The organism is Pseudomonas sp. RAC1 (assembly GCF_030658255.1).
Taxonomy (GTDB): Bacteria; Pseudomonadota; Gammaproteobacteria; order Pseudomonadales; family Pseudomonadaceae; genus Aquipseudomonas; species Aquipseudomonas boreofloridensis.
The window spans coordinates 407,057-421,593 of record NZ_JAUTXS020000038.1 but is presented as its reverse complement, the minus strand read 5'-3'; the positions used below and the strand labels follow the sequence as shown (position 1 = coordinate 421,593).

The window sequence follows — 14,537 nt, the reverse complement described above, 5'->3', positions numbered from 1 at the left end:
GCACGGACCCACCATGAAAAAAGCCCGACCCTCAAGGCGAGGGCCGGGCTTCTTTATAAGTGAAGCGTCTGGATCAGACCAGCTTTTCCAGCTCCGGCACCGCCTCGAAGAGGTCGGCGACCAGACCGTAGTCGGCCACTTGGAAGATCGGTGCCTCCTCGTCCTTGTTGATGGCGACGATCACCTTGGAGTCTTTCATCCCCGCCAGGTGCTGGATCGCGCCGGAGATACCGACGGCGATGTACAACTGCGGTGCGACGATCTTGCCGGTCTGACCGACCTGCATGTCGTTGGGCACAAAGCCCGCATCCACTGCAGCGCGCGACGCGCCGACCGCGGCACCGAGCTTGTCGGCCAGGGTATACAGATGCTTGAAGTTGTCACCATTGCCCATGCCACGACCGCCGGAGACGACGATCTTGGCGGCAGTCAGCTCCGGACGGTCGGATTTGGCCAACTCCTCGCCCACGAACGACGACTTGCCTGCATCGTGAGCGGCCGCGACCGCCTCCACAGCCGCCGAACCACCTTCTGCGGCCACGGCATCGAAGCCGGTGGTGCGCACGGTGATGACCTTGACCGCAGCGCTCGATTGCACGGTGGCGATGGCGTTACCCGCGTAGATCGGGCGCTTGAAGGTATCGGCGGACTCGACCGCGATGATCTCGGAGATCTGGTCGACGTCCAGCAGTGCAGCGACGCGCGGCAGGATGTTCTTGCCATTGGTGGTGGCCGGGGCCAGCACGTGGGTGTAGCCGCTGGCCAGTTCCTGGATCAGGGGCGCGACGTTTTCTGGCAAGGCGTGGGCGTAGGCGGCATTGTCGGCCACCAGGACCTTGGCCACGCCAGCGATCTTGGCAGCAGCTTCGGCAATGCCGGCCACATTCTGACCTGCGACCAGCACGTGCACATCGCCACCGATCTTGGCCGCAGCAGCGACCGTGTTCAGGGTGGCAGGCGCCAGTGCGGCGTTTTCGTGTTCAGCGACAACCAGGATAGTCATTTCAGATTACCTTCGCTTCGTTCTTCAGCTTCTCGACCAGTTCGGCCACCGACTTGACCTTGACGCCTGCACTGCGGGCAGCCGGGGCTTCGACCTTGATGGTCTTGGTGGTGGAGGCAGTGGATACGCCCAGCGCGTCCGGCGTGACGGTCTCCAGCGGCTTCTTCTTGGCCTTCATGATATTGGGCAGCGACGCGTAGCGTGGCTCATTCAGACGCAGGTCGGTGGTGACGATCGCCGGGAGCGCCAGCGCGACGGTCTGCAGACCGCCATCGATCTCGCGGGTGACGTTGAGCTTGTCGCCAGCCACTTCGACCTTGGAGGCGAAGGTGCCCTGGGCGTAGCCCGTCAGCGCAGCGAGCATCTGACCGGTCTGATTGTTGTCGCTGTCGATTGCCTGTTTGCCAAGGATGACCAGTTGCGGCTGTTCCTTGTCGACGATGGCCTTGAGCGCCTTGGCAACGGCCAGAGAGTTGAGCTCTTCGCCGGTCTCGACCAGGATGGCGCGATCAGCGCCCAGGGCCAGGGCAGTACGCAGTTGCTCCTGGGCGGCGGTCGGCCCGACGGCGACGGCGACGATCTCGGTCGCTACGCCCTTCTCTTTCAGACGCACGGCTTCTTCAACGGCGATTTCGCAGAAGGGGTTCATGGACATCTTGACGTTTGCAAGGTCGACGCCGGAGTTGTCCGCTTTGACGCGAACCTTGACGTTGTAGTCGACCACTCGTTTGACAGCTACAAGAACCTTCATGGATTCCTCGTTACTCTCCGGTGAAAAGAATGTCGCCTGGGGCGTGCCCGGCGAATGCGCGTGGGTACAAGGACACCTCTGAAAACGTTCCGAGGGCGAGGAAATTTGCCGTGACTGCTGAGTCTCGTGGCGACCCGGAAGGCAAAACCCTCGGGTCATTTCCTGTCGTGCCGTGTAGACTTCACTACACGACGGGTTTTGGCCGGAAAACCCTGCTCCACGCCTGGCTTTTAGAGGTGCACCTGCGCCCGACGATCAGCCTACGGCGAGCGTAAAACCGCTCGTATCTTGACCGTAACACCCAATCGGGTCAATACGGCAAATCGGCCAGCCTCCAGCCGCACACCTGTGATTTTACTGGGCTGCGGCATATTCAAACAAACGTTTGTATTGGACCCGCCAAGTGGTGTAGATATAATGCGCGGCCAAGACAATACGGTGTAGTCCGCCTCTGGCACGGCTACCGCTGCCCCCACCGTGAGCGGGCATTCGAGACACCCATAAGACAAAGCAAACGCGACGAGCCTTGAGTAGGAGAGAACCTGTGGAACGCGAATACATGGAATTCGACGTGGTCATCGTCGGCGCAGGTCCGGCGGGCCTGTCCGCCGCCTGCCGCCTGAAGCAGAAGGCCGCCGAAGCCGGTAACGAGATCAGCGTCTGCGTGGTCGAGAAAGGCTCCGAAGTGGGCGCCCACATCCTCTCTGGCGCGGTGTTCGAGCCCCGCGCGCTGAATGAGTTGTTCCCCGACTGGAAAGCCCTCGGCGCGCCGCTGAACACCGAAGTCAAACGCGACGACATCTATGTGCTCAAAGACGCGGGCAGCTCGGTCAAGGTGCCCGACCTGTTCGTGCCCAAGACCATGCACAACCAGGGCAACTACATCATCTCGCTGGGCAACCTGTGCCGCTGGCTGGCGCAACAGGCCGAAAACCTCGGCGTGGAAATCTATCCAGGCTTCGCCGCCCAGGAAGCGCTGTTCGACGACGCCGGTGTGGTGCGCGGCATCGTCACGGGCGATCTGGGCGTGGACCGTGAGGGCAACCCCAAGGAAGGCCTGTATACGCCGGGCATGGAACTGCGCGCCAAGTACACCCTGTTCGCCGAGGGCTGCCGCGGACACATCGGCAAGCAACTGATCAAGCGTTTCAACCTGGACAGCGAAGCCGATGTGCAGCACTACGGCATCGGCATCAAGGAAATCTGGGAGATCGACCCGAGCAAGCACGAGCAGGGGCTGGTGGTGCACACTGCCGGCTGGCCGCTGGACGTGGTCAGCGCCGAAAACACCGGCGGCTCTTTCCTCTATCACCTGGAGAACAACCAGGTGGTGGTCGGGCTGATCGTCGACCTCTCCTACGCCAACCCCTACCTGTCGCCGTTCGACGAATTCCAGCGCCTGAAACACCATCCGGTGATCAGCCAATACCTCGAAGGCGGCAAACGCATCAGCTACGGCGCGCGCGCCATCTGCAAAGGCGGCCTGAACTCGCTGCCCAAGATGGTGTTCAACGGCGGTGCGCTGATCGGCTGCGACCTTGGCACGCTGAACTTCGCCAAGATCAAGGGCAGCCACACCGCGATGAAGTCCGGCATGCTCGCCGCCGACGCGGTGGCCGAAGCCCTGCTGGCCGGCCGCGAAGGCGGCGACACCCTCGATCGCTATGTCGAGACGTTCAAGGCCAGCTGGCTGTATGAGGAACTGTACGCCAGCCGTAACTTCGGCCCGGCCATGCACAAGTTCGGCCCGCTGTTCGGCGCGGCGTTCAACTACATCGATCAGAACTGGTTCGCTGGCAAGCTGCCGTTCACCTTGCGCGATACCAAGCCGGACTACGCTTGCATGAAACTTGCGGCCGACTCCACCCGCATCGACTATCCGAAACCCGACGGCAAACTCAGCTTCGACAAACTCAGCTCGGTCTTCCTCTCCAGCACCAACCATGAAGAGGAACAACCCTGCCACCTGAAACTCACCGATCCAAATGTGCCGATCGCCACCAACCTGCCACTGTACGACGAGCCCGCCCAGCGCTATTGCCCGGCAGGCGTGTACGAGGTGGTCACCCAGGAAGACGGCAGCAAGCGCTTCCAGATCAACGCGCAGAACTGCGTGCACTGCAAGACTTGCGACATCAAGGATCCGTCACAGAACATCACCTGGGTCACCCCCGAAGGTGCTGGCGGGCCGAACTACCCCAACATGTAAATTCGCCTCCAAGCAAAAGCCCCCAGACAGCGATGTCTGGGGGCTTTTACTTGGAGCGCTGAAAAGTCTTGCGCAACAGACCGACATTCAGGACAGTACGACCGCTTCCTGCTCGACCATCGCCCAACCACCCCGCCCATCCAGCTCCAGACGGTGGCTGTGAAAGCTCGCCAAGGTACTGCGGTGACCGACGCTGACCAGCAGTGTTTCCGGCATCTCGCGACGCAGCATCGAGTACAGGGCATGTTCGAGCCCCTCGTCCATCGCCGAGGTGGACTCATCGAGAAACACCACGTGCGGCTGATTGAACAACACCCGCGCGAAGGCCAGACGTTGCTGCTCACCGATCGACAGAATGCGCGACCACTCTCGGCTTTCCTCCAGCCGCTCGGCCAGATGCGCCAGGCTCACATGACGCAGCACCTGCTGCATTTTCGCGTCCTGCTCCGGGCTCGAGGGCGCTGGATAGGCGATGGCAGCGCGCAGATCGCCGAGCGGCAGATACGGTCGCTGCGACAAGAACAGTGCCAAGTGCCCAAGCGGCCGTCCGACCTGACCTTCGGCATAGGGCCAGAGGCCAGCCAGCGCTCGCAGCAGCGTGGTCTTGCCGCTGCCCGATGGGCCCTTGATCAGCAGCGCCTGTCCAGCCTGCAGGTGCAGGTCAAGGTCGGCGATCAAGCGCTGCCCATCAGGGCGACACACCTGCAACCCTTCGATGGCCAACGCACGCGACAACTCGCGAGTCGTGAGTTGCGGCAACGCTACGGCCTGGCGGTTGGCATCGACGAAGCCGGTGAGACGGTCCAGGGTGGCGCGGTAGCTGGCAAAGGTATCGTAGGACTCACGGAAGAACGACAGCGAATCCTGGACCTGTCCGAACGCCTGCGCGGTCTGCATCACATCGCCGAGCTTGATGGCCCCACTGAAGAAACGTGGGGCCTGGAGGATGAACGGAAACACCACCGCCACTTGCCCGACGCCGAGGTTGAAACCATTGAACTTCAGCGTCCGCCAGACCAAGGCCCAGACATTGCCGATGAGTGCGAAGAAGCGACCCAGCAGGGTTCCGCGCTCGACCTGGGCACCTTGATAAAAGGCCACGTTCTCGGCGTTTTCACGCAGGCGCATCAGTGCATAACGAAAGTTCGCCGTGAGTTTCTCGTTGAGAAAGTTCAGCCGGATCAATGGCTGGCCAAGACGGAAGGCGATCCAGGTGGCAATCAGCACATAGAGGTAGACCGCGAACACCATCGCCCGCGGCACCTCGACACCCGCGACCGCAAGCGGTGCCGACAGCCCCCAGAGAATGCTGGTGAACGCCACCAGGGATACCAGCGCGCCGACCGCCCCCAGCGCCAGCGACACCGAGCCGGATACGAAGGCACTGATGTCCAGCTCGATACGCTGGTCCGGGTTATCCACGGATTGCTCGAGGAACTGCCCACGATAGTAGGCATCCCCCTGCATCCAGTCGGCCGTCAGGCGTTCGGTCAGCCAGACGCGCCAGTGGATGTTGAACGATTGCGTGACGTAGTAGCTGAACAGCGCGCGTGCCACATGAATGCTCGCCAGCACGGCGAATACGCCCAGCAAGTACCAGAAGGCGCTCTGATCCAGGCTCTGCAAAGCGTCGTAGAAGCCGTTGTACCAGAACGAGAACAGCACGTTCATGCGCACCGCAAACAGCGTCAGCAACAGCAACAGCGCGAACATCGACAATGGCCGCCAACTGCGCCTGAAATTGAAGTAAGCACCCGCCAATTGCCAGAACTGCTGGCCCCAGCGGGTAAAACGCACCGCCAGCACAGCGGCGCCAATGAACGCGACGACAGTGATCGAAAAGGCGAATGCCAGCCAGCTCAGGCTCTGTTGCAGGGCCTGGTGCCAGTTCATGTCCATAGGAAAAGTCCGCGGCGAGAATTTACCCGAGCCTAGCACCGGGCGCGCCGAGGGAAGATGACGGAGGTTTCATGTTCGAGGGGAGCCGCCCTGTCAGCGATCAGGGCGGCTCTGTACCGACTAGCTCAACGCTTCGCGCACTTTCGAATCCAGCCCCTCCCCCGCATGGGCCTCGATCCACTCACTCAACTGGCGACGCATCGCCGGGGTCCAGAAGCTCTGCAGGTGCTGCCTCACCCCCTGCACGGCCAAGGTGCGATCCGGCTCACTGTCGAAGTAGTGGGCGATCTGGTTGGCCATCTTGACCAGGCTGTCATTGCTCATCGACGCACCTCGGCTTTCTCCTGCCCCTCGGCCTGACGCCGCTCCTTGAGCAGGCGCTGTTGTTCGTCACTGAAATGCTGGTAGCGCTTCTGCCACTCCGACGGCTGGAACACGCGCACCACCTCGACCGCAGTGACCTTGTACTCCGGACAGTTGGTCGCCCAGTCGGAGTTGTCGGTGGTGATCACGTTGGCGCCGGACTCGGGGAAGTGGAAGGTGGTGTAGACCACCCCCGGTGCGACCCGCGCACTCACCCGAGCGCGCAGGACACTCTGGCCGGCACGGCTGCCCACGCCCACCCAGTCGCCGTCACTGATGCCACGGCTTTCCGCATCGCTGGCGTGGATTTCCAGGCGGTCCTCGTCATGCCAGGCGACGTTGTGGGTACGCCGAGTCTGCGCCCCGACGTTGTACTGGCTGAGAATACGGCCGGTGGTCAGCAACAGCGGATAGCGCGCGTTGACCTTTTCGTCGGTCGGTACGTAGCCGGTGAGCATGAAGCGGCCCTTGCCACGCACGAACTGATCGATGTGCATGGTCGCCGTGCCCTCGGGCGCCGCGTCGTTGCAGGGCCACTGCAGGCTGCCGCGGCGCTCGATCTCGGCGTAGCTGACGCCATGGAAGCTGGGCGTCAGACGGGCGATTTCATCCATGATCTCGGAAGGATGACGGTAGTCCATGCGATAACCCAAGGCGTTGGCCAGGGCCACGGTGGCTTCCCAGTCGGCCTTGCCGGCCATCGGCTCCATCACTTTGCGCACCCGTGAGATGCGGCGCTCGGCGTTGGTGAAGGTGCCGTCCTTTTCCAGGAACGAACTGCCCGGCAGGAATACATGGGCGAACTTGGCGGTTTCGTTGAGGAAGATGTCCTGCACCACCACGCACTCCATGGCCATCAGGGCGGCAGTGACGTGCTGGGTGTTCGGGTCGCTCTGGGCGATGTCCTCGCCCTGGCAGTACAGCGCCTTGAAGCTGCCATCGAGCGCGGCTTCGAACATGTTGGGGATGCGCAGGCCCGGATCGGGCTGCAGGGTCACGCCCCAGGCCTGCTCGAACTCGGCGCGCACGGTCTCGTTGGAGATGTGCCGATAGCCCGGCAGCTCGTGGGGGAACGAGCCCATGTCGCAGGAGCCTTGCACGTTGTTCTGGCCGCGCAGCGGGTTGACCCCGACGCCTTCGCGGCCGATGTTGCCGGTGGCCATCGCCAGATTGGCGATGCCCATCACGGCGGTGCTGCCCTGGCTGTGCTCGGTGACCCCAAGGCCGTAGTAGATCGCCGCGTTACCGGCTTCGGCGTACAACCGGGCCGCCGCGCGGATCTGCTCGGCGGGCACACCGCAGACCGGGCCCAGCACTTCGGGCGCGTTCTCCGGCAAGCCGACGAATTCGCGCCAGCGAGCGAAGTCCGCGCCTTCGCAGCGCGCCTCGATGAACGCCTGATCGAGCAGGCCTTCGCTGACCAAGGTGTGGGCCAAGGCGTTGAGCATGGCCACGTTGGTGCCTGGACGCAGTTGCAGGTGCAACTCGGCGCGGGCATGGGGCGAATCGACCAGGTCGATGCGGCGTGGATCGATGACGATCAACTTGGCGCCCTGGCGCAGCCGACGCTTGAGCTGGGAGCCGAACACCGGGTGGGCATCGGTAGGGTTGGCACCGATCACCAGGATCACGTCCGCTTGCATCACCGAATCGAAGCTCTGGGTACCGGCCGACTCGCCCAGGGTCTGCTTCAGGCCATAGCCGGTCGGCGAATGGCAGACCCGAGCGCAGGTGTCGACGTTGTTATTGCCGAAGGCAGCACGCACCAGTTTCTGCACCAGGTACGCTTCCTCGTTGGTGCAACGGCTGGAGGTGATGCCGCCAATCGAATCGCGCCCATACTTGAGCTGGATGCGCCGGAACTCGCTGGCCGCGTAGCTCAGCGCTTCCTCCCAGCTGACTTCCTGCCAGGGATCTTCCAGGCGCTTGCGAATCATTGGCTGGGTGATACGGTCCGGATGGGTGGCGTAGCCCCAGGCGAAACGACCCTTGACGCAGGCGTGGCCGTGGTTGGCGCCGCCATTCTTGTCCGGCACCATGCGCACCAACTGATCGCCCTTCATTTCCGCCCGGAATGAGCAGCCGACGCCGCAATACGCGCAGGTGGTGATCACCGCGCGCTCCGGCTGACCGATCTGCACCAGGCTCTTTTCGGTCAGCGTCGCGGTCGGGCAGGCCTGGACGCAGGCACCGCACGACACGCACTCCGAAGACAGGAAGTTGTCGCCACCGGCCGCCGCCACCCGCGATTCGAAGCCACGGCCGCTGATGGTCAGCGCGAAGGTGCCTTGAATGTCTTCACAGGCGCGCACGCAGCGGCTGCAGACGATGCACTTGCTCGGCTCGTAGTCGAAGTAAGGGTTGGAAACGTCCTTCGCCTCGGTCAGGTGATTGGCGCCCTCATAGCCATAACGCACCTCGCGCAGGCCCACCTGGCCGGCGACGGTCTGCAGCTCGCAGTTGCCGTTGGCCGAACAGGTCAGGCAGTCCAGCGGGTGATCGGAGATGTACAGCTCCATGACATTGCGCCGCAGGTCGGCCAGGCGCGGGGTCTGGGTGCGCACCACCATGCCGTCGCTGACCGGCGTGGTGCACGAAGCCGGATAGCCGCGCATGCCGTCGATCTCGACCATGCACATGCGGCACGAGCCGAAGGCTTCCAGGGTATCGGTGGCGCACAGTTTGGGAATGCTGGTGCCCAACAGCGCCGCCGCGCGCATCACCGACGTACCGGCCGGCACGCTGATGGCACGGCCGTCGATGTTCAGGCTGACCTGCACCTCGCTGTCACGGGCAGGCGTGCCCAGGTCCATGTCGCTGTTGGCGGGGTCGAAGTAGTTGATCATTGCGCGGCCTCCGGGCTGGCCAGACCGAAATCGGCAGGAAAATGCTTGAGGGCGCTGGCGACGGGATAGGCGGTCATGCCGCCCATGGCGCACAGCGAGCCGTATTGCAGGGTGTCGCACAGGTCACGCAGCAGGTGCGCCTGGTCTTCACGGGCCGCCGAATCGCTGCTGGCGATCAACCGGTCGACCACTTCCATGCCGCGGGTCGAACCAATCCGGCACGGGGTGCACTTGCCGCAGGATTCCTCGGCGCAGAACTGCAGGGCGAAGCGCGCCATGCTGGCCATGTTCAGGGTGTCGTCGGCTACCACCACGCCGCCGTGGCCGATCATCGCTCCCATGGCAGCGAAGGCCTCGTAGTCCAGCGGCGTATCGAACTGCGACGGCGGCACCCAGGCGCCCAGCGGCCCACCGATCTGCGCGGCTTTCAACGGTCGGCCGCTGGCGGTGCCGCCGCCGTAGCCCTCGACCAGCTCGCGCAGGGTCAGGCCGAAGGCGCGCTCCACCAAACCGCCATGACGGACGTTGCCCGCCAGTTGGAAGGGCAAGGTACCCAGCGAACGGCCCATGCCAAAGTCGCGGTAGAACGCCGCGCCCTTGGCCAGGATGATCGGCACCGAAGCCAGGGTGAGCACGTTATGCACCAACGTTGGCTGGCCGAACAAGCCCTCCAGTGCCGGCAACGGCGGCTTGGCGCGAACGATGCCACGCTTGCCCTCGATCGACTCCAGCAGCGCGGTCTCTTCACCGCAGATATAGGCACCAGCACCGACCCGTACCTCCAGCTCGAAGGCCACGCCGCTGCCGTTGACGTCCAGGTACCCCGCCTCGCGGGCCAGGATCACGGCCTCGTTGAGCGCAGCGATGGCATCCGGGTACTCCGAGCGCACGTAGATATAGCCCTTGCTGGCACCGACGGCCAGGCCCGCGATGATCATGCCTTCGATCAGCAGGAAGGGGTCGCCTTCCATCAGCATGCGGTCGGCGAAGGTGCCCGAGTCGCCCTCGTCGGCGTTGCAGACGATGTATTTCTGCGCCGCCGGCGCCTGGCGCACGGTGCGCCACTTGATGCCGGCCGGAAACGCCGCCCCGCCCCTCCCCCGCAGCCCCGAGTCGAGCACGGCGGCGACCACCGCGTCACCGTCCAGCAACGCCGCTTGGCGCAGGCCCTCGAAACCGCCATGGGCCGTGTAGTCGTCCAGCGACAACGGCCGGGTGATGCCGGCGCGGGCGAACAGCAGGCGTTGCTGGGTCTTCAGGTAAGGGATCTGCTCGACCGGGCCGAGCGCCAGCGCATGGGTGGCGTCGCCGGTCAACGCGTCCAGCAGGCCTGGCACGTCCTCGGCACCTATCGGTCCGAAGCCCAGGCGGCCTTGCGGGCTGTCCACCTCCAGCAGCGGCTCCAGCCAGTACAAGCCACGCGAACTGGTGCGGCGGATCTGCAGCGGCAGTTGCCGGCGTGCCGCTTCGCTCTCCAGGGCCTCGGCCACCTGGTCGGCGCCCACGGCGCGGGCCAGCGAATCACAGGGAAGGTGCAAGGTGATCATGCGCCTGCCTCCGTCATGCAGCCCTGGACCAGCGCGCGCAGGCGCTCAGGGGTGAGTCGGGCGTGCACCTGACCGTCCAGCTCCAGCGCCGGTGAACAGGCGCAGGCACCCAGGCAGTACACCGGGCGCAGGCTAAGCGCGCCATCGGCACTGGTGCCGTGGTCGTCCAGACCGAGCTGCTCGCGCAACTGTGCGGCCAGGGCCTCGGCGCCCCGGCTCTGGCACGACTCGGCGCGGCACAGGCGCAAGGTGTGGCGCGCCGGCGGCGAGGTGCGGAAATCGTGGTAGAAGCTGATCACCCCGCGCACCTCGGCCAGACTGAGGTTCAAGGCGTGGGCGATCTCGGGAACGGCGGCGTCGGGCACGTAGCCCAAACCGTGCTGGATGGCATGGAGGATCGGCAGCAACGCGCCCGGCACCTCCTTGTGGCTGTCCAGTACGCGGTGAATCAAGGGCAGGTCAAGCGTCTCATCAGGCATGCAGCGGACCTCGGCAACCCGGCGTCGTCGCTCCATGCAGACGGACGTCCGGCGGTGTTCTGCTGTGGCGTGCCGGGCCTGTCACGGTCACAGGATCACGGCCGCCCTCCTCGTCCGTGCCGGTGCGTCTGTGCGCACCTGGTCTGCGGACATCCTGATAAGCATGGCACCGATAAGGCGAACAGGTTGCGCGCAAACGACGGAGCACGTCTTGAAAGCGACATGCGGGTATCCGACATTCGGGTTCCGACATGCGGGTAGCCGACATGCGGGTAGCCGACGTGCGGGTATCAGATGGTCAAGTTGTCGAGGTAGCGCTCAGTCCAGCACCACGTGGGGCACGAAACGCGAACTGTCCTTGGTGATCAAGGTATCGTCCTCGCGGATGCCGATGCCGGACGCCCGGTCACCGATGACCCATGAGCCGATCAGCGTGTAGCTGTCGCCGAACCTGGGCAGCGGCGCAAAGCGCTGGAGAATGTAGGGCGCATCATCGTAAGGACCGTCCTCGAACACCCGCTGATCGTCATCGGTGCGGATATCGACGTTCGCCCCTTCGCGGGAGAAGTACGGCTTGCGCACCCAGCCCTTGGGTACTGGTTGCAGAGGGTCTGGGTCCAGATAGGCTGGTAGCAGGTTCGGGTGCCCCGGATGCCACTCCCACAACAGCGGCAGCAGGCCCTTGTTGGACAGCAGCGACTTCCACGCCGGCTCCACGAACTGCGTGCCACTGGCCTGGATCGCCGGACCGAAAGGCTCATGGAAGATGTGCTCCCAGGCATGCAGCTTGAACAGGCGCGCGATCGGCTCGCCACGCAGATCGACGAAACGCCCACGCGCGTCCAGGCCGATGTCCTGCAGATCGATGTGCCGCGTGGCGATGCCCGCATGTTCGGCCATGCGCCGCAGAAAATCGGTGGTGCCCCGGTCTTCCACGGATTCGGCGATGGTCGAGAAATGGAAGATGCCCTGGCGGTCGAAGGTCGAGAACGCCTGCACCAAGTCTTCGGCGATGCGGTTGAACTGGGTGGCGTGCGGCGCCAGCACCCCGCGCTGGATCTGCTCCTCCAGCCAGATCAACTGAAACGCGGCCGCCTCGTACAGCGAGGTGGGTGTGTCGTAGTTGGCTTCGATCAACTTGGCCGGCGCACGGCCGTCGTAACTGAAATCGAAGCGGCCGTACAGGTGCGGATCACGCGAACGCCATGACTGGCGCACCAGATCGAAGTACGCCGGCGGGATCGCCAGGCGCGTCAGCAGCGCTTCGCTGTCGACGATCCGCGCCACGGCGTCCAGGCACAACGCGTGCAATGCTTGAGTAGGCGCCTGCAGGTCGCGCACCACCTGCGCTTCGCTGAACCGATAGTAGGCGCGCTCGTCCCAGTAGCGCTCACCGTCGAAGGTATGAAAGGCGAACCCCTCGCGCTCGGCGGTGGCGCGCCAGTCTGGACGTTCGGCCAGGGCGATGCGGCGCATGCTCAGCCGCCGAAGAAGCTGAACGACTTGCCGCCCCAACCACCGCGGGCCAGCGCCGCGCTGCCGAAGCCGCTGCGGGTGATCACCGAAGACGCCACCTGGCGACGGCTGGAGGACGTGTAGTCATCGTTTCTGGCGGTAGAGCCACCGCCACCGCTGTAGCCACCGCCGCCCGAATATCCGCTGCTGGCTGCCTGCGCCTCGTCCTTGCGTTGCCGCACCACGTCGCGACGAAAATCGTCAGGCCCGGTGCCATAGCGATACAGGGGCTGTGCGCTGTAACGGCGGCTGTCCGGCGCGACGACCTTGCTCAGCAGCATGCCGGCGATCACCCCCGTGGCCGTGCGCCCCAGGCCGCTGGTCTGGGCGTGCAAGCTCGGGTCGTTGTTGGCGGCATCGAGCTGCGCCTGGCTGACTTCGCCGGTGGTCTGCAAGGCGAAGCCGTCCAACTGCGGCTGGTAATGGGTCAGGTCGTATGTTTCGCAGCCGCCGGGGCTGTACACGGCCTCGCACTCGGCTTTGCTGGCATACCTCGGGCCATTTTTCTGCTGTTCGAGCCGGGCCTGTTGAGAGGCCTGTTCGCAGTCGCGACGCGGTACGTTGTCGGCGACGCACGCCTCGACGTCCGCGTAGTCGACACGCTGGCTGACCTCGTAGGTGTCCTCGCCCCATCCGCAGGCGGTCAGGGTCAGCGGCAGCGAGCCGGCCAGCACCAGCTTGAGAGAACTGCGTTTCATGTCCGGTTCCTCCTGGCTCAGACCGACGGGGTCATGCACGCCGAGTTGAGCAGGCCGACGCTGATGGCCACGGCGGCGGCGTAGATCGCGGCAGCCATTTCGCCTTTGGCGATGCGCGCGGCCAGGCCCTTGAGCACCCAACTGGCGATGGAGAAGGCCAGCAGTTGCACCACGGCGCCGATCACCACCCAGATCACCACATCGAGCAGGCCGATGCTGTAGGTGATGATGTTGCTGGCCGGTAGCGAAAAGCCGATCAGCGCGCCGCCCAGGGCGACGGCGGCGGCGCTGTTGTTGTCGCGGATCAGGGCGAACTCGCGGTGCGGGGTCAGGCGCGTGTAGATGAACTGGAACAGCCAGAACAGCACCAGGGCCAGGCCGATGTACAGGGTGAAGGCAATGAACGCCTGGGCGTTGATCGAGTGGCGCAGGGCTTCGAGCATGCGAGTTCCTTGTCAGGTGACGTTAAAGTCCGTGGGGTACAGGGTAATGCCCAGTGAAGTGCTGAGGCAGACGCTGCCCGCCGCATCCTCCTCCACTGAAAACAGCAGAAATTCCCGGCGCTCGGGCAGGCCCGTATCGCGCGCGTAGAGCATCGACAGGTGACGCACCAGGTAGCGGGTCTCCGGGTTGCTGACCCGTTCGGTCAAGGGCACCAGTCGGGCCTGGCCGGGATCGGTGCCCCATTGGCGAGCGAAGATCTCGCCATCATGCACCACGTGTGCAAGGCCGACGATCGATGAGGCACCCGCCAGGCGCTTGAACGCCTCATCGTCGGCGATCGGCTGCACGCTGTGGTAACCGAACAGCACGATGTCGCCGGCCTGCGACGCACGCGGGCCGTTCATCACCACTTGCAGCCAGTAGTCCTCGTCGTCCAGGTAGAAGCGCGCCAGACGCATCGACGCGTCGAGCGGCACTTCGCCCACTGCCCACACCGGCTGTGGCCCTGGGGGCAGCAACAGATGGGCGTGACCGGACAGCCGTGGGCCCAGGGCAGGATCGAGGGTCAGCGTGGCGCCGCTGGCCAGGCCGAACGGCAGCTGCGCGAGCGCAACGTTCCCGGTCTCCCGGCGTGGCGCCTGGAAACCGAGCAGACGTTTCAGCCAACCCATGGCAGGGTTCGGCGAACAGTGGAGGGACAAAGCAGCATCGAGACTCCCTGGCGCTGCGGTGATCTCTGGGGCGCGCCACGATACTGCTTTTCCCTCGACACGCCAATGCCAC

Annotated in this window: 12 protein-coding genes; 1 reads left to right on the top strand and 11 read right to left on the bottom strand. The window is 64.5% G+C overall.

Annotated features, from left to right (window positions below; genetic code table 11):
- Positions 1 to 73: 73 nt before the first annotated feature.
- A complete protein-coding gene (locus Q7C30_RS19230; RefSeq protein WP_295485105.1) occupies positions 74 to 1,003 on the bottom strand; it encodes an FAD-binding protein in 930 nt (309 codons plus the stop codon).
- A 1-nt stretch (position 1,004) separates the two neighbouring features.
- The gene (locus Q7C30_RS19225) at positions 1,005 to 1,754 is read right to left on the bottom strand and encodes an electron transfer flavoprotein subunit beta/FixA family protein (RefSeq protein WP_116888555.1); all 750 of its coding nucleotides are present in this window, start codon (positions 1,752 to 1,754) and stop codon (positions 1,005 to 1,007) included.
- A 544-nt stretch (positions 1,755 to 2,298) separates the two neighbouring features.
- Between Q7C30_RS19225 and Q7C30_RS19220 the strand changes: the two genes are divergently transcribed.
- Positions 2,299 to 3,963, top strand: a complete 1,665-nt coding sequence (locus tag Q7C30_RS19220) for an electron transfer flavoprotein-ubiquinone oxidoreductase (protein WP_039578690.1) — start codon at positions 2,299 to 2,301, stop codon at positions 3,961 to 3,963.
- 87 nt (positions 3,964 to 4,050) lie between these two features.
- Here Q7C30_RS19220 and Q7C30_RS19215 read toward each other — a convergent pair whose 3' ends face one another.
- From Q7C30_RS19215 to Q7C30_RS19175, 9 genes are all read right to left on the bottom strand, one after another.
- Positions 4,051 to 5,862, bottom strand: coding sequence for an ABC transporter ATP-binding protein/permease (locus tag Q7C30_RS19215; protein ID WP_317872420.1), 1,812 nt, complete (start codon positions 5,860 to 5,862; stop codon positions 4,051 to 4,053).
- A 120-nt stretch (positions 5,863 to 5,982) separates the two neighbouring features.
- The gene (locus Q7C30_RS19210) at positions 5,983 to 6,186 is read right to left on the bottom strand and encodes a formate dehydrogenase subunit delta (protein WP_029612051.1); all 204 of its coding nucleotides are present in this window, start codon (positions 6,184 to 6,186) and stop codon (positions 5,983 to 5,985) included.
- Positions 6,183 to 9,071 (bottom strand): formate dehydrogenase subunit alpha, encoded by a 2,889-nt coding sequence (gene fdhF / locus Q7C30_RS19205; RefSeq protein WP_317872419.1) that lies wholly within the window; start codon positions 9,069 to 9,071, stop codon positions 6,183 to 6,185. Before fdhF ends, Q7C30_RS19210 begins: the two co-directional genes overlap by 4 nt.
- Complete coding sequence (locus Q7C30_RS19200; RefSeq protein WP_317872418.1) at positions 9,068 to 10,618, bottom strand: NADH-ubiquinone oxidoreductase-F iron-sulfur binding region domain-containing protein; 1,551 nt, start codon at positions 10,616 to 10,618, stop codon at positions 9,068 to 9,070. Before Q7C30_RS19200 ends, fdhF begins: the two co-directional genes overlap by 4 nt.
- A complete protein-coding gene (locus Q7C30_RS19195) occupies positions 10,615 to 11,097 on the bottom strand; it encodes a formate dehydrogenase subunit gamma (protein WP_039578702.1) in 483 nt (160 codons plus the stop codon). Before Q7C30_RS19195 ends, Q7C30_RS19200 begins: the two co-directional genes overlap by 4 nt.
- Before the next feature lie 318 nt (positions 11,098 to 11,415).
- Complete coding sequence (locus tag Q7C30_RS19190) at positions 11,416 to 12,573, bottom strand: glutathionylspermidine synthase family protein (RefSeq protein WP_317872417.1); 1,158 nt, start codon at positions 12,571 to 12,573, stop codon at positions 11,416 to 11,418.
- Positions 12,574 to 12,575: 2 nt separating this feature from the next.
- Positions 12,576 to 13,310: a DUF1190 domain-containing protein gene (locus tag Q7C30_RS19185; protein ID WP_317872416.1), complete on the bottom strand. Its 735-nt coding sequence runs from the start codon at positions 13,308 to 13,310 to the stop codon at positions 12,576 to 12,578.
- Between the two features lie 17 nt (positions 13,311 to 13,327).
- Positions 13,328 to 13,753 carry a DUF350 domain-containing protein gene (locus Q7C30_RS19180; protein WP_029612047.1) on the bottom strand — a complete coding sequence of 142 codons (426 nt, stop codon included), beginning with the start codon at positions 13,751 to 13,753 and terminating at the stop codon, positions 13,328 to 13,330.
- Positions 13,754 to 13,765: 12 nt separating this feature from the next.
- Complete coding sequence (locus Q7C30_RS19175) at positions 13,766 to 14,425, bottom strand: DUF2491 family protein (protein ID WP_317872415.1); 660 nt, start codon at positions 14,423 to 14,425, stop codon at positions 13,766 to 13,768.
- Between the last annotated feature and the right edge of the window lie 112 nt (positions 14,426 to 14,537).

Coding starts and splice junctions, on each gene's coding strand:
- Q7C30_RS19225 (WP_116888555.1), bottom strand. CDS start 1,754: ATGAAGGTTCTTGTAGCTGTCAAACGAGTGGTCGACTACAACGTCAAG.
- fdhF (WP_317872419.1), bottom strand. CDS start 9,071: ATGATCAACTACTTCGACCCCGCCAACAGCGACATGGACCTGGGCACG.
- Q7C30_RS19210 (WP_029612051.1), bottom strand. CDS start 6,186: ATGAGCAATGACAGCCTGGTCAAGATGGCCAACCAGATCGCCCACTAC.
- Q7C30_RS19200 (WP_317872418.1), bottom strand. CDS start 10,618: ATGATCACCTTGCACCTTCCCTGTGATTCGCTGGCCCGCGCCGTGGGC.
- Q7C30_RS19195 (WP_039578702.1), bottom strand. CDS start 11,097: ATGCCTGATGAGACGCTTGACCTGCCCTTGATTCACCGCGTACTGGAC.
- Q7C30_RS19180 (WP_029612047.1), bottom strand. CDS start 13,753: ATGCTCGAAGCCCTGCGCCACTCGATCAACGCCCAGGCGTTCATTGCC.
- Q7C30_RS19230 (WP_295485105.1), bottom strand. CDS start 1,003: ATGACTATCCTGGTTGTCGCTGAACACGAAAACGCCGCACTGGCGCCT.
- Q7C30_RS19185 (WP_317872416.1), bottom strand. CDS start 13,310: ATGAAACGCAGTTCTCTCAAGCTGGTGCTGGCCGGCTCGCTGCCGCTG.
- Q7C30_RS19190 (WP_317872417.1), bottom strand. CDS start 12,573: ATGCGCCGCATCGCCCTGGCCGAACGTCCAGACTGGCGCGCCACCGCC.
- Q7C30_RS19215 (WP_317872420.1), bottom strand. CDS start 5,862: ATGGACATGAACTGGCACCAGGCCCTGCAACAGAGCCTGAGCTGGCTG.
- Q7C30_RS19175 (WP_317872415.1), bottom strand. CDS start 14,425: ATGGGTTGGCTGAAACGTCTGCTCGGTTTCCAGGCGCCACGCCGGGAG.